Raw genomic sequence first — 26,036 nt, forward strand, 5'->3', positions numbered from 1 at the left:
CGGCCCCGAGCAGGCGCTGCAAACGCCCGGTTTCCGACTGCCAGCCGAGCCCACGCAGAGAATGATCGAGTTCATCGATCGAAACAAGAAAAACAACACGTTGGATTGCTTAGCCGAAATAGCTCAGAACCCACGCATCGAATGGCCGGGTACTGTCATGACGCTTGAAAGCCCAGATCGGACGAGTTTGGTTGACCGGACAGCCTCGGGCGCCAAGCGCATCGGCCCGGGCCTGCTGCTGTGCCTCGCCGTCTCGGTCGCGGCGCTCGCCGCCGAGCATCTCGAAGCCTGGTTCTTCCAGCGCGCATGGCTCGAAGCGCTCGTCCTGGCGATCCTGCTCGGAACCCTGGTCAGGAGCCTCTGGAAGCCCGACAGCCGCTGGCGCCCAGGCATCGCGTTCTCGGCGAAGACGCTGCTGGAGATCGCCGTCGTGCTGCTTGGCGCCTCCCTGAGCGCCGCCACGGTCGCCGCCACCGGCGCCCCGCTCCTTCTCGGCATCGCCGCCGTGGTCTTCGTCGCGATCGGCCTGAGCTACGGCATCGGCCGTCTGCTGGGGCTGTCGAAGCGGATGGCGATCCTCGTCGCCTGCGGCAATTCGATCTGCGGCAACTCGGCGATCGCCGCCACGGCGCCGGTCATCGGCGCCGATGGCGACGACGTCGCCGCCTCGATCGCCTTCACCGCGGTGCTCGGCGTCGTGGTCGTGCTCGGCCTGCCACTGCTGATCCCGGCGCTGGGCCTCAGCGTCCACCAGTTCGGCATCCTGTCTGGCCTGACGGTCTATGCGGTTCCCCAGGTCCTCGCCGCCACGGCGCCCGCAGGCGCCGCCGCGATCCAGATCGGAACCCTGGTCAAGCTGGTGCGCGTGCTCATGCTCGGGCCCGTCATCCTCGTGTTGTCGCTGCTGTCAAGCCGGCTGCGCGAGGAGGCAGACGGGCCGGCCGTGCAGATCGCGGCAGAGCGTCCCACGCCGCGCCCGGTCGGGCTGCATCGCCTCGTGCCCTGGTTCATCGTCGGCTTCGTGGTGATGGCGGCATTCCGCTCGGCCGGGATCATTCCACCGGCCTTGCTGGCCCCGCTGGCCACCGTCGCGAACGTGCTGACGATCGTCTCGATGGCGGCGCTCGGGCTTAGCGTTGACATCCGCTCCGTCGCCCAGGCCGGCCCGCGCGTCACCGCCACCGTCGTCCTCTCGCTGCTCGCGCTCGGGGCGATCTCGCTTGGCCTGATCCGCCTGCTCGGAGTGGCCTGAGGCCGTCTCGTCAGCGTTTGGTTCGGGAGGGGCTCGTCAGGATTGCGAACGTGCTCGCCGTCGCGACCAGAACGATGGCCAGGAAGACCATGACCGCGCCGATCCCGAAACCCGCAGCGATCGGCCCCGTGCAGGATTGAAGAATGGCGGCACCGGCGAAGAACGCGAGATTGACCGCCGCGAGCGCCTTCCCGACATTCTCCGGGGCGACGACGACCCGCGCCATCGCGAACAGGAGCGGCTGCGACGCCAAAGCTGCGCCGAGCACGAAGAACGCAGCGACATCGAAGCTCGGCGGGAGTTGCGTCAGCCCCATCCCGGTCGACAGCGGGCCACCCGGCCCGCCGGCAGCGACCGCCAGCAAGACAGCGGCCGCAATGAGATGGGTAAGCGTCAGGACGAGCCGGCGGTAGCCGAAACGCCGATCCGCGATACCATAGAGCATCGGGCCGGCGACGAGCGCGAGCGTCAGGGGAAGCAGGGCGTTGCCCGCCTCCAGACGGGAGATGTGCTTGATCTCCATCAACCAGACGCCGCCCCAGAGCCCTCTGATCGCGATCCCCGCAGCGAAGGAGGCGAAAGCGAGGATCACGACGCCTCGCACAGCCGGCGAGAGGCCGATCCTGACGACCTGCCTCGCCTCGGAGCGCAGCGTGGCCTTGCGCTCGGTCGCGTCAGGTGCGGCTTTCGGCACCGTCAGCCAGACGAGGAAGGCAACGGTCACCGCCAGTGCGGCGGAGAGGCCGAAGCCGGTCCGCCAGCCATGGTGCTCGACGAGCCAGGCCATCGGACTTGCCGAGAGCAGCATCCCCGAATTGCCGACGCCCTGGATCAGGCCGGACCACAAGCCGAATTTCTCGGCCGTGAGCGTCTTGGCGGCCAAGGTCATCGGGCAGAGCAGCATGCCGCAGCAGCCGATGCCGAGAATGATCTGGGCGGTCAGGAAGCCCGCGGCGCCGCCGATGCAGGCGGCCAGCACGGCCCCGATGGTCACGATCGCGAAAAGCGTCAGCGACACCGAACGGACGCCGTAGCGGTCGAGGGCGACGCCGACAGGGATCTGGCCGGCGGCGAAGGCGAAGTGATAGGCCCCCGTCAGGCTGGCCAGCGTATCGGGAGAAACCGCCAGATCGGCAGCGATGACGTCCGCAGCGACCCCGGGCAAGGTTCGCAGCAGGTTGGACAGCATGTGCCCCAGCGCCAGGACGAGCAGCGGCGTGCCGAACAGGAATGCGTTGCGGGCAGCGCTTCCCTGAGGCTGTCCGCGGCTGTCCGCGATGGACGTCACGATGTCCTCGCTTGTCTGGTGTTCCGGACGAGTTTCATGGCGGGCCGCTTCTCCGATGCCACCATATGAACCTACGGCGGAAGCGCCGGCAGATGGATTGGGGCATGGCGGCCCGTCATTTGCGCTGCCCCGCGGCCAGCCTCGCCTCCAGCCAAAGGCTGTAGCGGGAGGCACAGAAGCAGACGAGGAAGTAGACCATGGCGGCGAAGACATAGGCTTCCCGGTAGAAGCCGAGCCAGTTCGGATCCGTCGCCGAGACACGCGCGGTGTTCAGGAAGTCGAACATGCCGATGATGATCACCAGCGTGGTGTCCTGAAAGATGCCGATCGCCAGATTGACGAGCGGCGGGATCACCGCGCGCAGCGCCTGCGGCAGCACGACGAGGCGGATGGTCCACAAATAGGACAGGCCCAGCGCTTTCGCCGCCTCGTATTGGCCCACCGGAACAGCCTGCAAACCGCCGCGGACGACCTCGGCGAGATAGGCGGCGACGAACAGCGTCAGCGCCACCTCGGCCCGCAGGAACTTGTCGATCGCCGAGCCGGCCGGAAGCATCAGCGGGAACAGCAGCGTCGCGGCATAGAGCACGGCGATGAAGGGCACGCCGCGCAGCACCTCGATGAAGATCACGCAGAGCAATCGCACGCCGCCCATCTTCGAGCGACGGCCCAATGCCAGCAGGATCGCCAGGGGAAAGGCGCCCGCGAAGGCTCCGATCGCCAGCAGGAAGGTGACCGGCAGCCCGCCCCAACGCTCCGTCGGCACGAACTCACCGACGGGCCAGCCAAGCAGAAGCAACGGCACGCCGATCAGCGCACCGCCCCAAAGAAGGAGCAGGCGGCGTCCCCAGTTTGCCGGCCAGGCCGTAACGCCGAGCAGCGCCAGCATGACGAGCAGCGCCAGGCCGGCACGCCAATGCAGATGCGGCGGATAGAACCCGAAGGTGATGAAGCGCAGCTTCTCGCCGATGAAGGCCCAGCATGCGCCTGTCCCCGCCGCCGCGCAGGCGGCGCCATCGCCCTGCCAGACCGCGTCGACGACGGCCCAGCGCAGGAAGGGCGGTGCGAGCCATAGGACGAGAAGGGCGACCCCGAGCGTGATCGCGATATTGGTGCGCGAGCCGACGAGGCCCTGGCGCAGCTTGCGCCAGCGCTCGCTCCGCGGGGCAAGCGCACCGTCCTCAGCCATGGCGCTCATGCCGCGGATCGCTCCCGCAACGCCCAGCGCCGGTTATAGGCGTTCATCGCGATGGAGACGGCCAGACTCAGCGCAAGGTACACGAGCATCATCACGAGGATGGCTTCGAGCGCCTGGCCGGTGGTGTTGGCGGTGGTGTTGAGGATGTTGACCAGATCGGGAAAGCCGATGGCAACCGCCAGGCTCGAATTCTTGGTCAGGCTGAGATAGCTCGACGTCATCACCGGGATGATCAGGCGCAAGGCCTGCGGCAACACGATCAGCCGCATGATCCGGCCATAGGACAGGCCGAGCGCCCGGCCCGCCTCCCACTGCCCTCCCGAGACGGACAAGATGCCGGCACGCACGGTCTCGGCGATGCTGGCCGAGGTGTTGACGACGAGCGCGATCAGCAAAGCCATGAACTCGGGCGAGAGCGAGATGCCGCCCCGGATGTTGAAACCGGACAGCCTCGGCAGATCGATGGCAGGCATGGCACCGAAGAATGCGGCGATGGCCACCGGCGGCAGGGCCGCAGCGAGCACGAGCGCCGCGCTCCGCTTGAGGTTCGAGCGGCCGGTCCGGCGGGTCCGCCATTTCAGCGCGACACCGACCAACACGGCGAGCAGGAAGCTGCTGGTCAGGATCACCGGGGTCACGCCATCGTCGGCGATGAAGGGAAAGAAGAAGCCGCGATTGCTGAGCAGCACGCCCGGCAGCGGCGACAAGGCCTGCCGCGGCCCCGGCAAGGCGTGGAACAGCGCGTTCCAGAAGAAAATCTGCAGCAGCAACGGCGTGTTGCGGACGATCTCGACATAGGCCTGCACCAGGCGCGACAGCAGCGGGTTCGACGAGAGCCGGGCAATGCCGAGCGCGACGCCGAGGATGGTGGCGAGGATGCAGCCGGCCAGCGAGACGCGCACGGTGTTGAGCAGCCCGACCGCGATGGCGCGCAGATAGCTGTCGCCGGCCGAATAGGCGAGCAGCCCCTCGCCGATCTCGAAATTGGCGGCATGGCCGAGGAAACCGAAGCCGGGCGTCAGGCCGACCCGCGCCATATTGTGCACGAGATTGCTGCCGAGCAGCGCGAAGCCAAGACCGACGATCGCGAAGATCGCCAGCTGCGTCAGCGGCTTTTCACCCCACCATTCGGCGAGCGCACGCAAAAGGCCGGGCCCTTTCGGGCCCGGCACGGCCGCCTGCAAGGATGCGGGAGAGTTCATCCCTGGGCGACGACGCTCAACGGAACGGCGGCGAATACAGCAGGCCGCCCTGCGACCACGGCTGATTGTAGCCGCGCTCGAAGCCGACCTTGCTCTTCTTGCCGATATTGCGCTCGAAGATCTCCCCGTAGTTCCCGACCGCCTTGACGATGTTGTAGGCGAACTTCGGATCGAGCTCGAGCGCTTCGCCGAGCGACTTGTCGATGCCGAGGAAGCGCTTGACGCCGGGATCCTCGCTCTTCAGGAACTCGTCGATATTGGCCTGGGTGATGCCGTATTCTTCGGCCTGGATCGTGGCGTAGACGGTCCAGTTGACGATCTCGAGCCAGCGATCGTCGCCCGAGCGGACGGCCGGAGCCAAAGGCTCCTTCGACAGGCGCTCGGGCAGGAGCACGTAATCGTCCGGCTTGCCGAGCTGGATGCGACGCAAGGCGAGATCCGAGGCATCCTGGGTGAGTGCATCGACGCGGCCGGATTCGAGCGCGTTGACGAACTCCTTGGTCTCCTCGATCACCACCGGCTTGAAGCTCTTCTTCGTCTTGCGGAAGAAGTCGGCGATGTTGAGCTCGCCGGTCGTGCCGCTCTGGATGCCGATCGTCGCGCCGTCGAGCTCGGCCGCCTTGCTGACGCCGAGCGCCTTCTTCACCAGCAGGCCCTGGCCGTCATAGAAGACGATCGGTCCGAAGTGGAAACCGAGCTTGAAGGAGCGTGTCGCGGTCTGGGTGACGCCCGAGAGCAGGATATCGAACTCGCCCGCCTGCAGCGCCGGCAGTCGCTGCTGCGGCGAGGACGAAGTGAAGCTGACCTTATCGGCGTCGCCGAACACGGTCACCGCCAGTGCCCGGCCGAAATCGACGAAGAAGCCCTGCCATTTGCCATTGCTGTCCGGAGAGAAGAAGCCCGGCGAGGTGCCGACGCCGACTTTGATCGAACCGCGCTGCTTGATGGCGTCGAGCGTCGGCCCGGCCCAGGCGGAGGTGCCCGCCAGCAGCCCGGCGAGGATGACGGAATAGCCCAGCCCACGTCCGAGCCTGTTGGATATCACGAGCATGATGGTCCTCTCGATGTGAGCGCTCGCGAACGGACGCGGAGCCAGCAAAATAACTCACAATATCAATGGATTATTCAAAAGATCGTTCCTTATGTCAAATGGAATGTTCTTTTTAAGAAACGGCGACAATGAGAAAAATTTCCGCAAACCCACCTCACTCCGGAGCAATTTTCGTGACATTCTGCAAGACGACTCCATGGCTTTCGGCAGAGAGAACAGCGAGCGCGATGGCCCTCAATCCGGGAGAATGAATCTCCGCGTCGATCAAATTATTTAATCCATTAATTTAATTGACTTCCTATCCGAGCCTTTTGCGGCGCCTCAGCTTGTTCTGCCTCCGTCGTATCACCGACCGACCAAACCGCGGCAGGAATCGCCGTAATCCGAAGAAGCGTTTCTCAGAAAGAACGACACCTTACAAATCGCGGCCGGGAGCCGCGCCTCAATTCGGCAAGATGGTGCCAATTTAACCTGATTAAGACGAATTTGCTTTATCCAGGGCCCTAGCGGCAATAAACAACCTGTCTCAGATTGTTCTTCAAAAAGAACATTCTCGTTGACGCTTGGCCCATCGGATCGCAAGCTCAGCCATGGATCAGCGCGGTCTTGAGCACAGGTCAGCGCAGTGTTTTCAGGAGTTCGACATGGCGATTTGGAAGAAGCTGTCGCGCCGGCAGGCGGCGACCTTGATGGTCGGCACGGCACTGTTCTTCAGCCTCTCCGGTGCGGCCTCCGCCGCCGAGGGCCAATTGCGCATCGCCAAGCAGTTCGGCGTCGTCTACCTGCTCCTCGATGTCGCCGCCGAACAGAAGCTGATCGAGAAGCACGGCAAGGCGACCGGCGTCGACATCAAGGTCGAGTTCACCCAGCTCTCCGGCGGAGCCGCGGTGAACGACGCGCTGCTCTCGAACTCGATCGAGATCGCCAGCGCCGGTGTCGGCCCGCTCTTCACGCTGTGGGACCGCACCGAGGGCAAGCAGAACGTCAGGGGCGTCGCCTCGCTCGGCAACTTCCCCTACTACCTCGTCAGCAACAATCCGAATGTGAAGACGATCGCCGACTTCACCGACAAGGACAGGATCGCCCTGCCCGCGGTCGGCGTCTCCGTGCAGTCGCGCATCCTGCAATGGGCCTCGGCCAAGCTCTGGGGCGACAAGGAATTTGCGAAGCTCGACAAGATCAGCGTCGCCCTGCCCCATCCCGAGGCCGCCGCCGCGATCATCAAGGGCGGCACCGAGATCACCGGCCATTTCGGCAATCCGCCCTTCCAGGAACAGGAACTGGCCGAGAACCCGAACGCCCACATCGTGCTCAAATCCTATGACGTCCAGGGCGGGCCGGCCTCCTCGACCGTGCTCTACGGCACCGAGAAGTTCTACAAGGAGGCGCCGAAGACCTATCGCGCCTTCCTCGACGCGCTAGACGAAGCCGCGAAGTTCATCACCAACAATCCCGAGCAGGCGGCCGACATCTATCTCAAGGCCAATGGCGGCAAGGGCGACCGCAAGCTGCTGCTCCAGGTCATCAGGAATCCCGAGGTGACCTTCAAGGTCGAGCCGCAGAACACGCTCGGCCTCGGCCAGTTCCTGCATCGCGTCGGCGCGATCAAGAACGAGCCCAAGGCGCTGTCGGACTATTTCTTCACCGATCCGCGCATCGCTGCGGGCAGCTGAGCCCCGGCCATGACGCTCGTCGCCGAGAGACGACCGCAGGGCGGTCCGCTGCCCCTGCCCGCTCGCGCGGCTGCTCCAGCCGGCGAAGGACAGGCTTCGCCTGTCTTGCTAGCTCCGCTCCTCCAGGTCGACGGCGTCAGCCTCGAATACCGCACGGCCGAGACGATCGTGCGCGCCACCCACCGGGTCGGCTTCGACGTCTACGAGGCCGACCGCTTCGTGCTGCTCGGCCCGTCCGGCTGCGGCAAGTCGACCCTGCTCAAGGCGGTCGCCGGCTTCATCGCCCCGGTCGAGGGCGAGATCAGGCTCGGAGGCCGGCCGGTCAGCGGGCCGGGGCCCGACCGCATCGTCGTCTTCCAGGAGTTCGACCAGCTCCCGCCCTGGAAGACCGTGCTCCAGAACGTCGCCTTCCCGCTGACGGCCTCGCGCACGCTTCCGCGCCGCGAGGCGCTGGAGCGTGCGCGGCACTATGTCGAGAAGGTCGGGCTCGCCAAATTCGCCGACAGCTATCCGCACCAGCTCTCCGGCGGCATGAAGCAGCGCGTCGCCATCGCCCGCGCACTCGCCATGCAGCCCAGCATCCTCCTGATGGATGAGCCCTTCGCCGCGCTCGACGCGCTGACCAGGCGCCGGATGCAGGAGGAGTTGCTGGCGCTCTGGGACGAGGTCCGCTTCACCCTGCTCTTCGTCACCCATTCGATCGAGGAGGCGCTGATCGTCGGCAACCGCGTCGCGGTGCTGTCACCGCATCCCGGCCGGCTGCGGGCCGAGTTCAACAGCCACGAATTCGATCTCGCGAGCATCGGCGGCGCACCATTCCAGGCCGCCGTCCGGCGCCTGCATGAGCGGCTCTTCGAGCATGAACACGCCGGTGCAGAAGAGGCGAAGCCATGAGCCTCGCCCAGCCGCCGATCCGGCCGGAATATGACCAACCGCTGCCGCCCTTCATCGCAACCATAGTCGAACGCCCACGCCCATTGCTCGAGCGCCTCGCCGGGCAGGGCTGGCTGCGCAAGGGCCTGATCCTCGTCGTGCTCGCCCTGCTCTGGGAGGCGCTGGCGCGCTGGCAGGACAACGAGCTCCTGCTCCCGACTTTCCTCGCCACGGTGCAGGCGCTGGTCGAAGGGCTGGCGAGCGGCGAATTGATCGAGCGCGCCCGGCTCTCGCTGATCGTGCTGGCGCAGGGCTATGCTGCCGGGCTGACGCTCGCCTTCCTGCTGACGACACTCGCCATCTCGACTCAAGTTGGCCGCGACCTGCTCTCGACCCTGACCGCGATGTTCAACCCGCTGCCGGCGATCGCCTTGCTGCCCTTGGCATTGCTCTGGTTCGGCCTGGGCTCGGGCAGCCTGATCTTCGTGCTGATCCATTCGGTGCTCTGGCCGGTTGCGCTCAATACCTTCGCCGGCTTCCAGGGCGTGCCGGACACGCTGCGCATGGCCGGCCGCAATTACGGGCTCAATGGCCTGCGCTACGTCTTCGGCATCCTGGTGCCGGCGGCGCTGCCCGCGATCCTGTCCGGCCTCAAGATCGGCTGGGCCTTCGCCTGGCGCACTCTGATCGCCGCCGAGCTGGTCTTCGGCGCCTCCTCGGGCCGCGGCGGCCTCGGCTGGTACATCTTCCAGAACCGCAACGAGCTCTACACCGACAAGGTCTTCGCCGGCCTGCTGCTGGTGATCCTGATCGGCCTTGTCGTCGAGAATCTCGTCTTCGCCGCAATCGAGAAGGCGACGATCCGGCGCTGGGGCATGGCCCGCTGATGCCGCTGTCGCTCGCTTTGACCCACGCCTTCCTGCACGGATCTCCATCCATGACCGCTGCCCTGCACTTCGCCGACACTCCTCGCTCCGCAATCTCCGAGGCCTCCGCCGGAGACGATTCGAAGGCCTTGTTGCGGGCGCGCTATCGCGCCGAGGGTCAGCCAGAGCCTGCGCATTGGAACGAGGTCATCGGCCAGATCCTGGCGCATCGCTCAGTGCGCTCCTACAAGCCCGATCCGCTGCCGGACGGCACGATCGAGACGCTGGTCGCAGCAGGGCAGTCCGCCGCCAGCTCCTCCAATCTGCAGGCCTGGAGCGTGGTCGCCGTTTCCGATCCCGCCCGCAAGGCGCGGCTCGCCGAGGTCACCGGCAACCAGAAGCACATCCTGCAGGCCCCGACCCTGCTGGTCTTCCTCGCCGATCTCAATCGGCTGGGCGCGCTTGGTGCCGCGCGTGAGCATGCAGTCGAGGCTCTCGACTATATCGAGACGCTGTTCGTCGCGATCATCGATGCGGCGCTGGCGGCGCAGAACGCCGTGCTGGCCGCCGAGAGCCTCGGCCTCGGCACGGTCTACATCGGCGCCCTGCGCAACGATCCCGAAAGGGTGGCAAACGAGCTCGGCCTGCCGCCGAAGGTGTTCCCCGTCTTCGGCCTCTGCGTCGGCTATCCCGCTCCCGAGGTGGTCACCGGCATCAAGCCGCGCCTCTCGCCCGCCCTTGTCCTCCATCGCGAGCAATACGGGGCCGGCTACGCGCCTGAGCCGGTTGCGGCCTATGACGGAGCGATCCAGGGCTTCCAGAGCGAGCAGAAGATCCCGCAGGTGCCGTGGTCGCGGCAGGCGCTCGCCCGGGTCGCCGGGCCGCAATCGCTGAGCGGGCGCGACCGCATGCGCGATGCGCTGGCTGCACTCGGCTTCATGCTGCGCTGAGGTGCCTCCGCGACGGCAGCGCTATAATGGTGGTGTGAAACGGAATGGCGGAGCCCCGCCTCAGCGGGATCGACGATGAGCTGGATCGAAGTCACCTATCACCTGCGCGGCTCGCCCGAGGATGCCCAGGCGCGCGCCAGGGCGATCGCCGTCGAGCAGAGCATCGAGATGCCACCCGAGGCGGTCGACGATCCCTTCGTCCTCGGCGAGATTCTGGGCCGTGTCGTCGCGGTCGAGCCCAAGGGCAGCGGCCTGCATGCGATCCGCATCCTGCTCTCTGCCGCCACGGTGGGCGACGATACCGGACAGCTCCTCAACATGCTGTTCGGCAATTCCTCGCTGCATGATGACCTCACGCTCGCCGACGTCGCCTTGCCGCCCGATCTGCGCACCGCGTTCGGCGATGGCCCGCAGTTCGGGCTCGACGGCCTGCGTCAGCGCGTCGGCGCCACAGGGCGCGCTCTGACCTGCTCGGCCCTCAAACCACAAGGACTGCCACCGGAGGAGCTGGCGCGCCTGGCCGAAGCCTTCGCGCTCGGCGGCATCGACTACGTCAAGGACGATCACGGGCTGGCGACGCAAGCCTACAGCCCGTTCCCGCAGCGCGTTTCGGCCTGTGCCGCCGCGGTGCGCCGCGCCACCACGCGGACCGGCCATCCGACCCGCTATGTCCCGAGCCTCTCCGGCAACCTCGACGCCGTGCGCGAGCAGTTGCGCATCCTCGCACAGGAAGGCCTCGACACAGCGATGGTGGCGCCGGCGATCCTCGGCCTCGCCAATGTCCAGCGGCTCAGGCGGGACTATCCCGATATCGCCTTGCTCGCCCATCCCAGCCTGGCCGGCGCGGCGCGGATAGACCCGGCCTGCCTGACCAGGCTCTGGCGGCTCGCCGGCATCGATGCGGTGATCTTCCCCAATCATGGCGGCCGCTTCGGCTATTCCGCCGAGACGTGCCAGCGCATCGCGCAAGCTGCGCTCGCGCCGGAGCCCGGGCTCGCAGCGATCGCTCCGGTACCGGCCGGCGGCATGAGCGTGGCGCGTGTGCCGGAGATGCTCGACTTCTACGGCCGCGACGTCATGCTGCTGATCGGCGGCAACCTGCTCGCCGAGGGCGACAGATTGAGCGAGGCCACGGCCGCGTTCGTCGCCACGGTCCATCAGCACTCGCAAGCACAAGCCCTGGCACAAACCCATGCCTGACACGACCAAGGATGCTCCCAACCTGCGCCGGCATGAAGACGGCTTCGCCTGGCAGGGTGTTGAACGACTCGCCTACAAGCAGGATGGCGATGCACCCTTCCGCGACGTCTCGCGCCAGATCCTGTTCTCGCGATCCGATCTTGCCGGCGAGCTGCGCTATTTCGAGGTCGGGCCGGGCGGTCACACCACATTGGAGCGCCACGGCCATGTCCATGGCGTGATGATCGTGCGCGGTCGTGGCCGCTGTCTCGTCGGCTCGCAGGTGAGTGAGATCGGCCCGCTCGATCTCGTCACCATCCCCGGCTGGACCTGGCACCAGTTCAAGGCCGCGCCCGACGAACCGCTCGGCTTCCTTTGCCTCGTCGATGCCACCCGCGACCGCCCGGCTCTGCCGACGCCGGAGGAACTCGCGACCTTGCGCGCCTCGCCGGAGATCGCTGCCTTCCTCGACGGCTGAGCCGCAGCCGAAGCGCCATCGCCGGGCAACGTCCCTATAATCGCCCTCGCTTGCAGTTCCCGCAAAATAGATCGATATACTGTACTTCTAAGCGGGGGACGGGCAGTGCTGACCAACAAGGGCAAATACGGCATCAAGGCCATGGTCCACCTCGCCCGGCTCGATGCCGGCGAGACCGCCCAGATCGCCGAGATCGCCCAGCGCAACAACATCTCGAAGAAGTTTCTCGACGCGATCCTGCTGGATCTGCGCAATGCCGGCATGCTGCGCAGCAAGAAGGGTCCGGGCGGTGGCTACGCGCTGGCGAAACCGGCCCGGACCATCAAGGTTGGAGCCGTCATTCGGGCCCTGGAAGGGCCGATCGCGCCGATCGACTGCGCCAGCCAATCGGCGTTCAAGCCGTGCCAGGATTGCGGAGACATCGAAGCCTGCGTCGTCCGCGGGGTGATGCGGGAGGTCCGCGACGCCATGGCGGCGGTCGTCGACAACACGACGATCGCCGATCTCGTCGGCCGCGCCGCAGCCCACAAGCCCGAGATCGACTTCGCGATCTAAAATCTATTTCTTTAGTAGACAAATTATCACAAGAACCTATTTTCGATCGGAGCGGAAACCGCACTCCGGTGAAATCATGAATCAACAGTTCGCCCCGCCCGTCGCCGCCGATATCCATTCCGACGCGTTCAAGGCGGTGATGCGCAATGTCGCGGGCGCGGTCAGCATCATTACCGCCTCGCATGACGGCGAGCGCGCCGGCCTGCCCGTCTTGCGGTTGAGCGTGTGAAACGAAATTCGTTCGGCGGTCGACGCTGCCGTGTACAGCGCTACCGGACATGTCACCTCGGCAATCTTGAGGACGCCTTTCCAAACAGCGCGCGGTGCCGTGGATGTCCCCTAGGGTGGATAGGTGATTGCTCTCCGCGGAGGAACTTGGTGGCGATGCTGATGGTGATCTGAGCCCTTAAGACTGGACCGCTTTGGGTTAGAGTTTCCGCGTCGTTTCCCTTGGGCTGGGAGGAGCGGAAGACGATGAAGGATTCGAAGTTCTCGGACGCGCAGAAAGCGTTCATCCTGAAGCAGGGCGCAGACGGGATTCCGGTGGCGGAGATCTGCCGGCGGGCTGGAATCAGCCAGGCGACCTATTTCAATTGGAAGAAGAAGTACGACGGGCTTCTGCCGGCCGAGATGCGCCGGCTGAAGCAGCTCGAGGACGAGAACGCGAAGCTGCGCAAGCTCGTCGCCGACTTCGCCCTGGACCGCGAGATGCTGCAGGACGTCATTCGCCGAAAGCTCTGAGGCCTGGTCGCAAGCGCGAGCTTGTCGGCGCGATGTGTGGCGAGTGGCAGGTGTCGATCCGGCGGGCCTGTGCGGTCCTGGAGTTCGACACCTCGAGCTACCACTACAAATCATGCCGGCCCGACCAGGCCCCCTTGGCAGCCCGGATCAAGGCGATCTGCGAGACCCGCGTTCGCTATGGCTATCGCCGCGTCGACGTCCTGCTGCGGCGCGAGGGCTGGCATGTCAATCAAAAGCGGATTCGAAGGATCTACAATGAGTTAGGCTTGCAGCTCAGGAACAAGACGCCCAAGCGCCGGGTCAAGGCACCGCGATTCCGGTCATGCTCAAGGAGACGATCGTTCTCGACGACCCGGAAGCGACCTGTCGCGCGGCGCTGCTCGGTCTCGGCGTGACCTTGAGCGCTGTGTGCCATGTGCTGCCGCATTTGGAGAGCGGCGCGCTCGTCCGCCTGCTGCCACAGTGGTACATCGACGAGGGGCCGATCTCGATCTACTACGCGAGCCGCACGCTGCTCCCATCAAAGACCCGCGTCTTTGTCGATTTCGTCGCGGATGCGGTTCGACGCCAGCGGCTTGCGGAAAGATTTGCTGGCAGTCTTGGCTAGCCATCCGTGCGACTTAAGGAGCACACGATGCCTGGCTTCTGTGACTGCATAGGCGAAGGCCTTGGAGCGTCGTCAACACCGTCGAACTCGACATCATCACCAACAGGGAGCGGACCTCTACTAAAGCCATCGCGGATTCAGTCGTGAGCGCTGGCTTTCGCGGCTTCGTCTAGGCCCACCGCCTCGCGCATGCCCTGTCGCAGCCCCTGGACGCTTCTGTTGAGCGCGATCATCTGGGGGATCTCGAAGCCGGAATGGCGCAGCAGCGCATTGGTGAGGCAGCCGGTCTTCGGGTGGAGTTCCCTGCCCTTCTCGGTGAGATGAACCTCGACCAGACGCTCGTCGACGGTGCTGCGCCGGCGGCCGAGGAAGCCGGCCGCCTCGAGGCGCTTGACCGCGGGCGTGATCGTGCTCGGCTCGAGCGCCAGGCGCTCGCCGATCGCGCTGATCGTCAGCCCGTCTCTCTCCCAGAGCGCGCTGAGCACGAGATACTGCGTATAGGTCACGCCCATCGCATCGAGCATCGGCTTGTAGACGCGCTGGATCGCCAGCGACGCCGAATAGATCGAGAAACAGAGTTGACCGTCGAGCGGCAGCGTCGGCGGGGCAGGGGCGTCGGTCATGGCGGCTCCGGAATCGGCCTGTGTCGAGAAAAATGATATCGCGATAAAGAAACTGCTTTACAAGTCCGAAGTGGCTCCTATGAAGATGCATATTGCGATAATTATTATTGCAGATAGATCAACGAAAGGAGCCCGCCATGACCAAGTCCCTGATCGCCGCCGCGACCTTCGCCCTCTCCGCCACCGTCACTGCCATCCCGGCCCAGGCTGCGCCTGCCGTGAAGAACGTCGTCCTCGTCCATGGCGGCTTCGTCGACGGCTCCGGCTGGCAGGGCGTCTACACTGCCCTGAAGGCCAAGGGCTACACGGTCACCATCGTCCAGAACCCGACGACCTCGCTCGCCGACGACGTTGCCTTCACCAAGCGCGCCATCGCCCAGCAGGACGGTCTGGTCGTGCTCGTCGGCCACTCCTATGGCGGCGGCGTGGTCAGCGAGGCCGGCACTGATCCGAAGGTGAAGTCGGTGGTCTACATCGCCGCCTTCGCGCCGGATGCCGGCGAGTCGGTCTCCTCGCTGATCGCCAACCCGCCTCCAGGCGCGTCCGTCCCGCCGATCCTGGCGCCGGTCGACGGCTTCCTCGCGCTCGACAAGGCCAAGTTCGCCGCCGCCTTCGCCGCCGACGTCGACGCCAGGACCGCCGCCTTCATGGCCGACTCGCAGGTGCCTTGGGGCGTCGCGGCCGCCGGGGGCGCCGTCACCTCCCCGGCCTGGAAGGTCAAGCCCGCCTTCTACCTCGTCGCCAGCGACGACCGCATGATCCCGCCCCCGGCCCAGCGCCAGATGGCCAAGCGCGCCGGCGCCACCGTCGTCGAGACAAAGGGCAGCCACGCCCTCTACGTCTCCAGGCCAAAGGTCGTCGCGGAGTTCATCGAAAAGGCCACCGCGGCCAAGTAAACGACAACCAGGCGACCGGACCGGTAGCAACCCAGCCCGGCACCAGCCAGAACAACAAAAGCGGGCCCGAAAGGGCCCGCTAACAGATTCGACGACGTCGCTGCACGGCGTACAATTTTGGGATTGCGACTAGGCCTCAACGGCACGCCCGCGCCAGCAGCGGAAGTCGATCCCTTCCCTGAAAGGGGCCTCTAGGAGTGCCTGAAGCGTGCAGGCTCATAGAGGCGACACCGGTGACACCAGGTTGCTGCTCGCTAGTGCGAGTTTGAGCTGGAAAACGAAAACTTTTGCATCTCAGCATGCCATGGTTTTAGGTGATTAACAGCTCGTTAACCGTGGAAGCGTAATCTTTCTTCTGTGAGATTTCAATTCGCCAATCCTGTATGAGGAATTTGGCCATGGCAAGAATAAGACTCTTGTCTGCGCTTTTAATGTGTACAATTACCTCTGGCGGAACCGAGGCAGCGACTGCTACCGGGAACTTCCAAGTTCAGATCAATATCCAGGCGAACTGCATCGTCGCCAGCGCTTCGGATCTGAATTTCGGCAATGCTGGCGTCTTGTCCGCGAATATTGATTCGACGAGTACGATCAGCGTGCAATGCACCACGTCGACTCCCTACACGGTCGGCTTCAACCAGGGTGTGAACGGCGGCTCAGTCACGACCCGCCAGATGGCTGGGGCGGGCGGACTGATCAACTATTCGCTTTTCCGCGACACTGGCCGCACGCAGAACTGGGGCTCGACGGCGGGTAGCGACACCGTCGCGGGCGTCGGCAACGGGGCAGTGCAGAACTATACCGTCTACGGCCGGGTGCCTGCACAGACCACGCCCGCGCCTGCGCTCTACACCGACACCATCACGGTGACGGTCACCTACTGACGACGGCCAGAGCCGCCGGCCTGCTGACGATCGCTTCATGAGGCAACCGAGAGGCTGGACGACGCTGCTTGCGCGGCGCCGATCGCCTCCGCTTTGCCAGGACCAGGAGGAGGGCAGGATGAGAAGCACGGCAATCGGCACGGCCCTCGCGGCCCTGGTCGCCGGAATGGCAGATGCGGCGTCGCTGCAGGTGACTCCCGTGCTGCTGGACCTTCCGACCCCGGGGAACGCAGCAACGATCACCCTGCGCAACACCGATGTCGAGCCGATCACGGCGCAGGTCCGGGTTTTCCGCTGGATCCAACGTGACGGAACAGAACGGCTCGAGCCGACGGACGAGGTCGTCGCCAGCCCGCCCGTCGTGCAATTGCGCTCCCGCCAAGACTACATGGTGCGCGTCGTCCGGGTAACCGGCGGCCCGGCCGGCGGCGAGGCGGCCTTTCGGCTGGTCGTGGATGAGTTGCCCAAACCGAACCGAACGCCGGGAACCGTTGCGCTGGTCATGCGCCATGTCATTCCCGTCTTTTTCACGGATCGCTCCGCATCGCCGGCATCGCTGACGTGGTCGGCGAGCCAACACGGGAAAAGCCTGGCGATCGGCGCGGCGAACAGCGGCGATCGCCGGGTCAGGCTCGCCGCTGTGACGGTTCGCGACGGGGCCGGGAAAGTGGTCGCGGTCAACAAGGGATTGCTCGGCTATTCCCTCGGCCATTCCGCGATGCAGTGGGTTCTCCCCTCACAGCCAGGCTCGAAATCGGGCGCTCACTTCACGATTTCCGGGCTGACGGAGGCAGGTCCGTTCAATGCAACGCTGCCGATGTCAGCGGGCCGGTAAGCTCATGGTGCTGACGCTGGCGCTTGGATCAGCGTGGTGGACGGCTGTGCCGGCCCGCGGCGAAGACGCTCGGGACCGCAGCTTGCACCTGGACGTTCTTCTCAACGGTCAGTCGATCGGGCTGATCGGCGCATTCCGGCAGAACCAGCGCGGCGAGATCCTGGCGGCCCGCAAGGAACTCGAGGAGCTCGGGATCAGGGTTCCCGCGAGCTTCAAGGTCGAGGACGAGGTTGCGCTCGGCGCGATCCCGGGCGTGAGCTTCCATTACGACGAGCCCGCGCAGCGCATCGACATCAAGCTGCCGCCTGATGGCCGCCTGCCCAAGACCTACGACCTGCAGCCCGGCACCGTACCCGGACCGGCTCCGGAACGCAGCAGCATCGGCGCGGTGCTCAACTACACGCTGTTCGGAACGTCGGAAGACAAGCAGTTCCGCAGCTTCTGGCGTTATCCCACGCTGTCGGCGACCCTCGATGCCCGGCTCTTCAGCCCGGTCGGCGTCTTCTCGCAGACCGGAATCCTCAGCGACCAGTCACTGGCCGGCGGCGGGACGGACGCACTTCGCCTCGAGACGAGCTGGACCTATTCGGATCCCGGCAGCCTGGTGAGCTACCGCGCTGGCGATCTGATCTCGAGCGGCCTCGCCTGGACCCGGCCGGTTCGCCTCGGCGGCTTGCAGGTGCAGCGCAACTTCGGGCTGCGCCCGGATCTGATCACGCTTCCGCTTCCCGGCGTCACCGGCTCGGCTGCGGTTCCTTCGACGGTCGACATCTTCGTCAACGGAACGAAGACGATCTCGCAGGACGTCGGCAGCGGGCCGTTCCGCATCACCAATATTCCGATTCTCACCGGCAACGGCAATGCCAGTGTCGTGGTTCGGGACGCCTCGGGCCGCCAGAGTGAGTCGAGCTTGCCCTTCGTGGTGTCCAGCAATCTGCTGCGGCCCGGCCTCTTCGACTTCTCTGCGGAAATCGGCCTGCCGCGCCTGCAATACGGGCTGCGGTCCAGCATCTACGACGAGGGCATCGCGGGCTCGGCGAGCGGGCGCTACGGCATCACCGACATGATGACGGTCGTGGCTCATGCCGAAGGGGCAAAGGGGCTTGGCACGGGAAGTCTCGGCGGGGTCTTCGGGCTCGGTCGATATGGTGTGCTGACGGCGGCCGGCGCGGGGAGCTGGCGGGACGGGCAACTCGGCGGCCAGTCCTATGTCTCTTTCGAGACCCAGCTCTGGGGTGTCTCCCTGATGGCGGCATCCCAAAGGACCTTTGGAGCCTACAGGGACCTCGCCTCCGTCAGCGGGACTCAGTTCGCCAACGGTTATGGCAACTACGTCGCCTCGGCGGCCTCGACGGCACAGACCGGGACCAACTGGGAGCGAACGCTGCTGCCGCCGCACGCCCTCGACAGGGCTTCGGTCAGCCTGCCGATACCGGCTCTGGGTGGGGCCATCAGCCTCGGCGTTGCCCATGTGAAGCCGGCGGTCGGCCGTGCCAACCGGATCGTCAATGTGAGCTATACGCGCCCGCTTTGGGGCGGAGGCTCTTTCTACGCGATCGCCTATACGGATTTGGCAGATCGCAGCTCCGCAGGCGTTTTTGCCGGGCTGTCATTTCCGTTCGGGACCAACATCACCTCCTCCGCCGGCGCCAATCGCGTCGGATCGGGCTGGTCCCTGGCTGCCGACGTCTACAAGCCCGTCGATCAGGAGATCGGCAGCGTGGGCTGGCGCATACGCAACGTCGAGGGTCAAGACGGACAGAAGCGACGCTCGGCTTCGATCGCCTATCGCGGAAGTGCCGGGCTGATCGAGGCGGGCGCCGCGCAGGGCGCGTCGGGGTTCTCGGGCACCGTGCAACTCGATGGGGCGATCGCCATGGCCGGAGGCAGCATCTTCGCCGCCAATCGGATCGACGACGCCTTCGCCGTGGCGAAGGTCGGCGCGCCTGACGTGGATGTGCTCTTCGAGAACAGGGTGGTCGCGCGCACCAACGCGTCCGGCAACGCGCTCGTCCCAGGCTTGCGGTCCTACCAGCCGAACAAGATCTCGATCGACCCGCGCGGCCTCCCGATCGATGCCCTCTCGGAAACCACGGTCGAGGTGCGAGCACCCTCCGATCGTGCCGGCGTGGTGGTCGACTTTGGCGTCAGGTCGACCAGCAATTCGGCGATCGTCATCCTTCAGGATGCGGCTGGCCAGCCAATCCGGGTCGGGGCGACAGGCGCCGTTCAGCCGGGACTCAAGGGCACGAGCGCGGCAGGACCGGAATTCGTCATCGGCTATGACGGCCGCGCGTTCATCGAGAATCTCGCGGCCGACAACGAAGTCCTCGTCAAGCTGGAGACGGGGAGCTGCAAGGCCCGCTTCTCCTTTGTCCCGCGTGCCTATACGCAAGTCTCGATCGGACCGGTGCGATGCCGATAGGCTCCCGCGTTCTGGCGCTCTGCCTGTGGGGCATGCTGATCGCGGCCGGCAGCCTGCTGGCAAGCCCGCGGGCCGCCGCGCAATCCTGCTCGCTGAACATCACGCCCCTGGTTTTCGGTGACGTCGATGTCACCGCCAATGCCCAGGTGAATGGAACGGCCACTGCGACAGTCTCGTGCACGGGGTCGGCGCTCCTGCCGGTCGGGGTCTGCATCGAACTCGGGCCCGGGACCGGCGGCGGCGCCAGCGCGGCGAACCGGACCCTGACGAACGGCGTCAACCAGTTGCACTACGGCCTGTTCTCCGATGCGGCAGCCAGCGTGCCCTGGGGATCGGGAGCCTGGCCTGCGGGCGGGGCTTCGGCGGTCGGCTTCAACCTGACCTTGTCCGTATCTGGCACCGGCAGCCGGAGCGTCACCATCTATGGCCGTGTCTACAGCGGCCAGGCTACCGCGGCGCCCGTCACCTACTCCAGCAGCTTCGCCGGCACCGATGCCCGGATCCGCTACGGGCTCCTGTCCTTCCTGCTCGGCTGCGAGCTCCTCACCGTGGTCCAGTCGACCAGCTTCACGGTCAGCGCGAACGTGCCGGCGACCTGCCGGGTGACGACAAGCGATCTCAATTTCGGCTCGGTCGGCGTACTGGCCGCGCCGCAGGACGCGTTCACGACCCTGGCGCCGACCTGCACGAATGGCACCGCCTATCAGATCGGCCTGAACGGCGGCTTGTCGGGTGCGACGAATCCAACGACGAGGCGCATGACGAAGGGAGCGGAGACGATCACCTACGGGCTCTATCGGGATGTCGCGCGAAGCCAACCCTTCGGCAGCACGCTCGGCCTCGATACATTGACGGGCATTGGCTCCGGTCTGGCGCAGACGAGCCATGTCTACGGACGGGTCCCGGCCCAGGCCACACCATCGCCGGGGCCATACGCCGACACGATTCAAGCGACGGTCACCTACTGAAAATTGCAGCGGCTTTGCGCTGACCTTTCTCAGACGCTCATTAGCCCGCCGAGTACCCGTCAAGGGTCTGAATGCGCCAGAAGCGGAAGCTGGCGCCACGCCCGGAAGCGGACCTCTGAAGCGCCGTAAAGGCACGACCGAAAGCACGCCGGCTTCCTCACGCCTCTGTGAACATGTGATGCGGCAGGGGTGGGAATAAACCCGCCGCTCTCTCGCTCTCCTCAGCATCTGCCATTGGCGGCAGCGCAGGAGATCGACATGACCCAGCACGGTAATAATGACGAGCCTATCGACCGCCGGCATGCCCTCGAATGCATGATCTGGGCGGGCACCGGCGTGCTCTGGACGATCTCGGGCGGTGTGCCCGTCTCGCCAGGCCTGCTGGGCGAAGCCAACGCAGCCGAGGCGGCGGCAGGGTTCACCTTCCTGCAAATCTCGGACAGTCATGTCGGCTTCGACAAGGCTGCCAATCCGCATGCCATCGACACCTTGCAGGAGGCGATCGGCAGGGTTCGGGCGCTGCCTGAAAAGCCCTCCTTCATGATCCACACCGGCGACATCACCCATCTGTCCACGGCCGCGCAGTTCGATGCGGCCGGACAGATCATCGGCGGCGCCGCGCTCGACGTGCACTATGTGCCCGGCGAGCACGACATCATCGACGAGAGCAACGGGCGGGCCTATCTCGACCGCTATGGGGCGGGCACCCGCGGCGCCGGCTGGTATTCCTTCGACCAGAACGGCGTGCACTTCATCGGCCTGGTCAATGTCGTCAACCTGAAGGCCGGAGGGCTCGGCAATCTCGGAGCCGACCAGCTCGCCTGGCTCGCCGACGACCTGAAGGCGCTGAGCACCTCTACGCCCATCGTCGTCTTCGCCCATATTCCGCTCTGGGCGGTCTATCCGGAATGGGGTTGGGGCACCGACGATGCGGCGCAGGCGCTTGCCCTACTCAGGCGCTTCGGCTCGGTCACCGTGCTCAACGGCCATATCCATCAGATCATGCAGAAGGTGGAGGGCAACGTCACCTTCCACACTGCCCTCTCGACCGCCTTCCCGCAGCCGGCGCCTGGCACCGCGCCATCGCCCGGGCCGATGACTGTGCCGGCCGGCCAGCTGCGCAGCCTCCTCGGCATCACCCAGGTCGCTGTGAAGCGGGGCAAGCAGGATCTCGCGATCATCGACAGCACGCTGGCCGGGGCCTGAGCCTCGCATCGCATGGAAGGATGCCTTCAATGATCCGCATAAGCCTCAGCCGCCGGCGGCTTGCCTCCGCTTTCGTCTGTCTTGGCATCATCGCCCTGGCGCGGTCCCCGCTTTGGGCCGCGGATGCCGCGCATGTCAGGATCGACAATTTCACCTTTGGCCCCAAGTTGCTCACCGTGAAGGTCGGGACGACCGTGACATTCGAGAATGGCGACGACATTCCCCATACCGTCGTCGCTAGCGATAATTCATTCCGGTCCAAGGTGCTCGACACCGGCGATGCTTTCGTTTTCACCTTCACAAAACCCGGCGATTTTCCCTATTTCTGCTCTCTTCATCCGCATATGCAGGGTACGATCACCGTCACGCCGTGAGTTGTATCGAGCGGGCCGTTCCGGAGAACCGGATGATGCACCGGTGTTAGGCGACAAGGCTTCGGCGGAACGCTTCGGCGAGGTGGTCTTACCCTACCTCGCCGACGCCCTGGCACTTGCCCGCTGGCTGACCGGCAATGTCGACGATGCCGAGGATGTGGTGCAGGAGGCCTGTCTGAAGGCGCATAAGGGGCTGGCGAGCTATGCGGGCGGCAATGCGCGGGCCTGGCTACTGACGATCGTGCGCAATACCTCCTATGCCTGGCTTGCCCGCAACCACCCGCGCCGCATCGTCGCCGTTGGCGATCTGGCCGATCTCGACGCCTTGGCCGCGAATGCCGAAACGGGGGCCGATACGCCGGAGGCCGCCTTGATCGCCAAGGCGGACACGGCCGCGCTGGAGGCTGCGATCACGATGCTGCCGCATTCTTTTCGCGAGGTTCTCGTGCTGCGGGACATCAACGGCCTCAGCTACCGGGAGATCGCGGCGATGCTCCATCTGCCGCTCGGCACGGTGATGTCGCGGCTGTCGCGGGCGCGCGGATTGCTGATGGCGGAACTCGGGGGTGCCCGATGAGAGACAGCATGCACTTGCCGTCCGACCCCACGGATCTGCGGCTGCTGCTTCACGCTCTGGTCGATGGCGAACTCGATGCCGCTACGACCCTGGCCCTGGAGCGGCGGCTGGCTGACGATCCCGCGCTCGCGGTCGAGCACGCGCGCATTGCCGCCGTGCAGACTGCTGTCCGCAATCTGCCCCGCCCCGAAATCAGCAGCGCATTTCAGGCTCGCATCGCCGCACTGGGCGCTCGTCCCGAGAGGCCAGCGCAGCCGGGTCGCCCTCGCTTCGGTTCGATCGGCTGGCGTGCCATGGCGGCGTCGATCCTCGTCACCGCGGTTCTGGCAAGCGGACTGACCCAATGGGTGGTGACGCGCGATGCGCCCGACAGCTTCGTCGCAGCCATCGCCAGCAGCCACCGCCGCAGCCTGCTCGCCGCAAGCCCGGTCGATGTCGCCTCGTCGGATCGCCACACGGTCAAGCCTTGGCTCGACGCCCGCATCGGCCTGTCGCCTGGTGCCCCGGACCTGGCGAAGGGCGGCTTTTCACTCTTGGGCGGCCGTGTCGAAGTGATCGGGAGCAGGCCGCTCCCGGCGCTCGTCTACAAGCACCGCGAGCATCTGATCACCCTCGTGGCCGCGCCGCGGGATAGCGGAACCGCATGGATGCCGGTTGCAATGGAGCGTTCCGCCGGCGGCTTCTCCCTGGTCCGCTGGGCCGACGGCGCATTCTTCTATTGGGCCGTGTCGGACACCGATCACGCCACCCTTGAAGATTTCGTCAGCCGCTTCCGGGAAGCTACCGCGGCGGGCTGAGTTTCGATCCTCAGGATTACCCCAAAAAGATTCGCTGAAATCGCCGCGCCCACCAGCGAATCTTCCCCCAATTGTGTCGTATCGCCAATTCTTTGGATATCGCCAAAGGACAGAAAAATTCAGGTAACTCATTGTTTTATTATGGAAATCGCGCTGGCGACTTCCGGCATCGGCTATGCACGGCATAGCGTGAACCTACCTCTTCCAAGACAACAGGTCCTGAAAGGGTTACATTGTCGTGGCTGCAGGCTCGGACCTTTGCGAGCCCTTCATCGCCCGCCGCTCGCTCGGCGCAAGCAGGGAAGATGACATGTCGACTGAACGCTGCCGCGTGCTGATGATCTATCCGCGATTCAACCCGAATTCCTTCTGGAATTACAAGGCGACCTGCGAATTGGCCGGGGCATGCCACCCTGCCGCGCCGCTCGGCTTGATCACCGTGGCCGCGCTGCTCTCTGAGTCCTGGGAGACTCGGCTCGCTGATCCCCGTTGACCTCAATGCTTTCGTCGAAGTCCAAAAGCGCGCCAGGAGCGGACGTTCCAGACGGCAGCTGGGAACCATGGCAAGGTGACGCGGCTCTAAGCATTCCTGGAGCTAAATCAGCAGGGCCCGCTTCGTGTGATCAGTGACACGTGCCAACTATCCGCACTCCCCTTGCCGTCGGCATCGATGGTTTCGACCAGCATCTTGCACTGTCGATGCGCGGCCACGGTCGGCACGAAGCCGCGGCCTGGCACGATGATCGTGCTGGCTGGGCCATAGACGACGAACGTGCGTCCCGAGCTCGTCGGATACATGTCGGAGGGCGTCAGGCTGGTGCGCCGCATGAAATCAGCCATGGTGCCGCCGACGAGCGTTTGGAACTTTGCGTCGCGCTCGGCCTCAAGCTCGGCGGTGGTGCGGCAGCCACATAACAGGAACGCAAGACCGCAAACGACCAAGTCCGAAACGGCGCCTGCTTCCGCGGCTATGTGGCACGTCTGTGTGGCTTGGCGCCGGGATCAAGCCTAAGTGCTTGATTTTGCTGGCGCTCCCATGGGGAATCGAACCCCAGTTTTCGCCGTGAGAGGGCGACGTCCTGACCGCTAGACGATGGGAGCAGCGCGGCAAGGCCGTCCGTATAATCGGCACCGGCCCGCGCTGCAAGCCCTTCCGTGCAGCCGAAGGCGAAAAACCTGCGGGCAGGATGAAGCACCGCCCGCAGGAGCTTTCCTTCTCGCCTCAGCCGGCGGCGTGCGAACGTTCTGCCTGCGCCAGCGCCGGATAATCGGTATAGCCCTTGGCATCGCCACCATAGAAGGTCGCGACATCCGGCGTGTTGAGCGGGGCGTCGAGCTTCAGCCGCTCCGGCAGGTCGGGATTGGCGATGAAGAGCCGGCCGAAGGCGATGAGGTCCGCTTCGCCCTTCTCCACCGTCTCGATCGCGAGTTCGCGGGTGAAGCCGTTATTGGCGATATAGGCGCCGCGGAAGGCCTTGCGCAGCGCCAGGTAGTCGAAGGGCAGATAGTCGCGCGCATCGCGCGTCGCGCCCTCGACGACGTGGATAAAGGCGATGCCGCGCTTGTCGAGTTCGCCGACGAGATGGCCGAACAGCGCCTGCGGGTCGGAATCGCGGGAATCATTGGCCGGGCTCACTGGCGAGATGCGGATGCCGATGCGCTCCTTCGGGAACACCTTGCTCACCGCATCGACCACTTCCAGCGTCAGCCGGACGCGGTTCTCGATCGAGCCGCCATAGGCGTCCTGCCGCTGGTTCGAGCCGTCGCGCAGGAACTGGTCGAGCAGATAGCCATGGGCGCCGTGCAATTCGATGCCGTCGAAGCCGGCCGCCTTGGCATTCTCGGCCGCCCGGACGAAATCGGCGACGATGCCGGGGATTTCGTCGAGCGCGAGCGCGCGCGGCTCGGACACCTCGGCGAAGCCGCTCTCGATATAGGTCTTGGTCTTGGCCAGCACGGCCGAGGGCGCGACCGGTGCCTGGTTGCCCGGCTGCAGCGAGACATGGCTGACGCGCCCGACATGCCAGAGCTGCGCGATGATCCGCCCGCCGGCCTCGTGCACGGCATCGGTCACCGCCTTCCAGCCGGCGACCTGCGCATCCTGGTAGATGCCCGGCGTCCAGATATAGCCCTGGCCCTGCTGCGAGATCTGCGTCGCCTCGGTGATGATCAGCCCGGCGCCGGCGCGCTGGCGGTAGTACTCGACATTGAGCGCGTTCGGCGCATCATCGTGCTTGTTGGCGCGGTTGCGGGTCAAAGGCGCCATCACGACGCGGTTCTTCAACTCGAGATCGCCGAGGCGGAACGGCGTGAACAGCTTGGCGGGGGAGGCATGACTCATCGTGGCGATCCTTGTCGCGAGGCGGCCGCGGGGCCGAGGGAGGCATCCATGGCGCCAGCCGCCGTCAGGCGGGCCGGAGCCGTCGCAAGGAAGATAGGCCAGATGGCAGGGATTGGCAGGGGCTGCCCCACCCCGCTCACGAGAAAGCGAAGATGCTCTCTTCACGGCAGCCGCCGCGCATGAGCCTTTCCGAAAAT

The 26,036-nt window shown here is 65.6% G+C and carries 26 protein-coding genes, 1 tRNA gene and 3 pseudogenes; 21 read left to right on the forward strand and 9 right to left on the reverse strand.

Going from position 1 to position 26,036, the window contains the following annotated elements; genetic code table 11:
* The first annotated feature begins 157 nt into the window (after nucleotides 1-157).
* Nucleotides 158-1,252, forward strand: coding sequence for a putative sulfate exporter family transporter (locus tag GV161_RS01935; RefSeq protein ID WP_152012099.1), 1,095 nt, complete (start codon nucleotides 158-160; stop codon nucleotides 1,250-1,252).
* A gap of 10 nt (nucleotides 1,253-1,262) precedes the next feature.
* Here GV161_RS01935 and GV161_RS01940 read toward each other — a convergent pair whose 3' ends face one another.
* The 4 genes from GV161_RS01940 to GV161_RS01955 all read right to left on the reverse strand — a co-directional run bounded on the left by GV161_RS01940 (nucleotide 1,263) and on the right by GV161_RS01955 (nucleotide 5,991).
* Entirely contained in the window at nucleotides 1,263-2,540 is a 1,278-nt protein-coding gene (locus GV161_RS01940) for an MFS transporter (protein ID WP_244623873.1), read from the reverse strand.
* Between the two features lie 115 nt (nucleotides 2,541-2,655).
* Nucleotides 2,656-3,738: an amino acid ABC transporter permease gene (locus GV161_RS01945; RefSeq protein ID WP_152012098.1), complete on the reverse strand. Its 1,083-nt coding sequence runs from the start codon at nucleotides 3,736-3,738 to the stop codon at nucleotides 2,656-2,658.
* Complete coding sequence (locus tag GV161_RS01950; RefSeq protein ID WP_152012097.1) at nucleotides 3,735-4,940, reverse strand: ABC transporter permease subunit; 1,206 nt, start codon at nucleotides 4,938-4,940, stop codon at nucleotides 3,735-3,737. The genes GV161_RS01945 and GV161_RS01950 overlap by 4 nt, the downstream gene beginning before the upstream one ends.
* Nucleotides 4,941-4,956: 16 nt before the next feature.
* Nucleotides 4,957-5,991 (reverse strand): amino acid ABC transporter substrate-binding protein, encoded by a 1,035-nt coding sequence (locus GV161_RS01955; protein ID WP_152012096.1) that lies wholly within the window; start codon nucleotides 5,989-5,991, stop codon nucleotides 4,957-4,959.
* Nucleotides 5,992-6,635: 644 nt separating this feature from the next.
* Between GV161_RS01955 and GV161_RS01960 the strand changes: the two genes are divergently transcribed.
* The 8 genes from GV161_RS01960 (at nucleotide 6,636) to GV161_RS01995 (ending at nucleotide 12,794) form a co-directional block, all read left to right on the forward strand.
* Complete coding sequence (locus GV161_RS01960) at nucleotides 6,636-7,664, forward strand: ABC transporter substrate-binding protein (protein WP_152012095.1); 1,029 nt, start codon at nucleotides 6,636-6,638, stop codon at nucleotides 7,662-7,664.
* A 105-nt stretch (nucleotides 7,665-7,769) separates the two neighbouring features.
* Complete coding sequence (locus GV161_RS01965; RefSeq protein ID WP_244623871.1) at nucleotides 7,770-8,558, forward strand: ABC transporter ATP-binding protein; 789 nt, start codon at nucleotides 7,770-7,772, stop codon at nucleotides 8,556-8,558.
* On the forward strand, nucleotides 8,555-9,424 hold the full coding sequence (locus GV161_RS01970; protein ID WP_152012093.1) for an ABC transporter permease subunit: 870 nt from the start codon (nucleotides 8,555-8,557) through the stop codon (nucleotides 9,422-9,424). Before GV161_RS01965 ends, GV161_RS01970 begins: the two co-directional genes overlap by 4 nt.
* A 50-nt stretch (nucleotides 9,425-9,474) precedes the next feature.
* Nucleotides 9,475-10,353 carry an NADPH-dependent oxidoreductase gene (locus GV161_RS01975; protein WP_152012092.1) on the forward strand — a complete coding sequence of 293 codons (879 nt, stop codon included), beginning with the start codon at nucleotides 9,475-9,477 and terminating at the stop codon, nucleotides 10,351-10,353.
* Nucleotides 10,354-10,428: 75 nt separating this feature from the next.
* Nucleotides 10,429-11,553: a RuBisCO large subunit C-terminal-like domain-containing protein gene (locus tag GV161_RS01980; protein ID WP_152012091.1), complete on the forward strand. Its 1,125-nt coding sequence runs from the start codon at nucleotides 10,429-10,431 to the stop codon at nucleotides 11,551-11,553.
* A complete protein-coding gene (locus GV161_RS01985; RefSeq protein ID WP_152012090.1) occupies nucleotides 11,546-12,010 on the forward strand; it encodes a cupin domain-containing protein in 465 nt (154 codons plus the stop codon). Before GV161_RS01980 ends, GV161_RS01985 begins: the two co-directional genes overlap by 8 nt.
* Before the next feature lie 105 nt (nucleotides 12,011-12,115).
* A complete protein-coding gene (locus GV161_RS01990; RefSeq protein WP_100959541.1) occupies nucleotides 12,116-12,565 on the forward strand; it encodes an Rrf2 family transcriptional regulator in 450 nt (149 codons plus the stop codon).
* A 76-nt stretch (nucleotides 12,566-12,641) separates the two neighbouring features.
* The gene (locus tag GV161_RS01995; RefSeq protein ID WP_159650100.1) at nucleotides 12,642-12,794 is read left to right on the forward strand and encodes a hypothetical protein; all 153 of its coding nucleotides are present in this window, start codon (nucleotides 12,642-12,644) and stop codon (nucleotides 12,792-12,794) included.
* Here the strand turns inward: GV161_RS01995 and GV161_RS31055 are convergent.
* Nucleotides 12,770-12,859 (reverse strand): annotated as a pseudogene (locus GV161_RS31055) (Ku protein); the annotation flags it as partial. The gene GV161_RS01995 and the pseudogene GV161_RS31055 sit on opposite strands and share 25 nt — an antisense overlap.
* A gap of 180 nt (nucleotides 12,860-13,039) precedes the next feature.
* On the opposite strand from GV161_RS31055, the pseudogene GV161_RS02005 reads away from it, so the two are divergent.
* Nucleotides 13,040-13,614: pseudogene (locus GV161_RS02005) on the forward strand (transposase); the annotation flags it as partial.
* A 17-nt stretch (nucleotides 13,615-13,631) separates the two neighbouring features.
* A pseudogene (locus GV161_RS02010) lies at nucleotides 13,632-13,913 on the forward strand (LysR substrate-binding domain-containing protein); the annotation flags it as partial.
* A 137-nt stretch (nucleotides 13,914-14,050) separates the two neighbouring features.
* On the opposite strand, the gene GV161_RS02015 reads toward GV161_RS02010, so the two are convergent.
* Complete coding sequence (locus tag GV161_RS02015) at nucleotides 14,051-14,536, reverse strand: MarR family transcriptional regulator (protein ID WP_152012088.1); 486 nt, start codon at nucleotides 14,534-14,536, stop codon at nucleotides 14,051-14,053.
* A 137-nt stretch (nucleotides 14,537-14,673) separates the two neighbouring features.
* Here GV161_RS02015 and GV161_RS02020 point away from each other — a divergent pair, with 137 nt between their 5' ends.
* The 10 genes from GV161_RS02020 to GV161_RS02065 all read left to right on the forward strand — a co-directional run bounded on the left by GV161_RS02020 (nucleotide 14,674) and on the right by GV161_RS02065 (nucleotide 23,991).
* Nucleotides 14,674-15,432 (forward strand): alpha/beta hydrolase, encoded by a 759-nt coding sequence (locus GV161_RS02020; RefSeq protein ID WP_152012087.1) that lies wholly within the window; start codon nucleotides 14,674-14,676, stop codon nucleotides 15,430-15,432.
* Between the two features lie 416 nt (nucleotides 15,433-15,848).
* The gene (locus tag GV161_RS02025) at nucleotides 15,849-16,316 is read left to right on the forward strand and encodes a spore coat U domain-containing protein (RefSeq protein WP_349236843.1); all 468 of its coding nucleotides are present in this window, start codon (nucleotides 15,849-15,851) and stop codon (nucleotides 16,314-16,316) included.
* Between the two features lie 118 nt (nucleotides 16,317-16,434).
* Nucleotides 16,435-17,151: a molecular chaperone gene (locus GV161_RS02030; protein WP_159650101.1), complete on the forward strand. Its 717-nt coding sequence runs from the start codon at nucleotides 16,435-16,437 to the stop codon at nucleotides 17,149-17,151.
* A gap of 4 nt (nucleotides 17,152-17,155) precedes the next feature.
* Nucleotides 17,156-19,576: a fimbria/pilus outer membrane usher protein gene (locus GV161_RS02035; RefSeq protein WP_159650102.1), complete on the forward strand. Its 2,421-nt coding sequence runs from the start codon at nucleotides 17,156-17,158 to the stop codon at nucleotides 19,574-19,576.
* The gene (locus GV161_RS02040) at nucleotides 19,567-20,544 is read left to right on the forward strand and encodes a spore coat protein U domain-containing protein (protein WP_244623870.1); all 978 of its coding nucleotides are present in this window, start codon (nucleotides 19,567-19,569) and stop codon (nucleotides 20,542-20,544) included. The genes GV161_RS02035 and GV161_RS02040 overlap by 10 nt, the downstream gene beginning before the upstream one ends.
* Nucleotides 20,545-20,802: 258 nt before the next feature.
* Nucleotides 20,803-21,750 carry a metallophosphoesterase gene (locus tag GV161_RS02045; protein ID WP_152012083.1) on the forward strand — a complete coding sequence of 316 codons (948 nt, stop codon included), beginning with the start codon at nucleotides 20,803-20,805 and terminating at the stop codon, nucleotides 21,748-21,750.
* A 29-nt stretch (nucleotides 21,751-21,779) separates the two neighbouring features.
* Nucleotides 21,780-22,124 carry a cupredoxin family copper-binding protein gene (locus tag GV161_RS02050; protein WP_152012082.1) on the forward strand — a complete coding sequence of 115 codons (345 nt, stop codon included), beginning with the start codon at nucleotides 21,780-21,782 and terminating at the stop codon, nucleotides 22,122-22,124.
* Between the two features lie 43 nt (nucleotides 22,125-22,167).
* Nucleotides 22,168-22,701 (forward strand): sigma-70 family RNA polymerase sigma factor, encoded by a 534-nt coding sequence (locus GV161_RS02055; RefSeq protein ID WP_244623869.1) that lies wholly within the window; start codon nucleotides 22,168-22,170, stop codon nucleotides 22,699-22,701.
* 8 nt (nucleotides 22,702-22,709) lie between these two features.
* Nucleotides 22,710-23,498 (forward strand): anti-sigma factor, encoded by a 789-nt coding sequence (locus tag GV161_RS02060; protein ID WP_244623868.1) that lies wholly within the window; start codon nucleotides 22,710-22,712, stop codon nucleotides 23,496-23,498.
* Between the two features lie 310 nt (nucleotides 23,499-23,808).
* Nucleotides 23,809-23,991 carry a hypothetical protein gene (locus tag GV161_RS02065; RefSeq protein WP_193219472.1) on the forward strand — a complete coding sequence of 61 codons (183 nt, stop codon included), beginning with the start codon at nucleotides 23,809-23,811 and terminating at the stop codon, nucleotides 23,989-23,991.
* A gap of 107 nt (nucleotides 23,992-24,098) precedes the next feature.
* Here the strand turns inward: GV161_RS02065 and GV161_RS02070 are convergent, their stop codons facing one another.
* From GV161_RS02070 to GV161_RS02080, 3 genes are all read right to left on the reverse strand, one after another.
* Nucleotides 24,099-24,440, reverse strand: a complete 342-nt coding sequence (locus GV161_RS02070) for a hypothetical protein (RefSeq protein WP_152012079.1) — start codon at nucleotides 24,438-24,440, stop codon at nucleotides 24,099-24,101.
* Between the two features lie 84 nt (nucleotides 24,441-24,524).
* A tRNA-Glu gene (locus tag GV161_RS02075) sits at nucleotides 24,525-24,599 on the reverse strand.
* 121 nt (nucleotides 24,600-24,720) lie between these two features.
* On the reverse strand, nucleotides 24,721-25,839 hold the full coding sequence (locus tag GV161_RS02080) for an alkene reductase (RefSeq protein WP_152012078.1): 1,119 nt from the start codon (nucleotides 25,837-25,839) through the stop codon (nucleotides 24,721-24,723).
* Nucleotides 25,840-26,036: the final 197 nt, after the last annotated feature.

Source organism: Bosea sp. 29B (genome assembly GCF_902506165.1).
Lineage (GTDB): Bacteria > Pseudomonadota > Alphaproteobacteria > Rhizobiales > Beijerinckiaceae > Allobosea.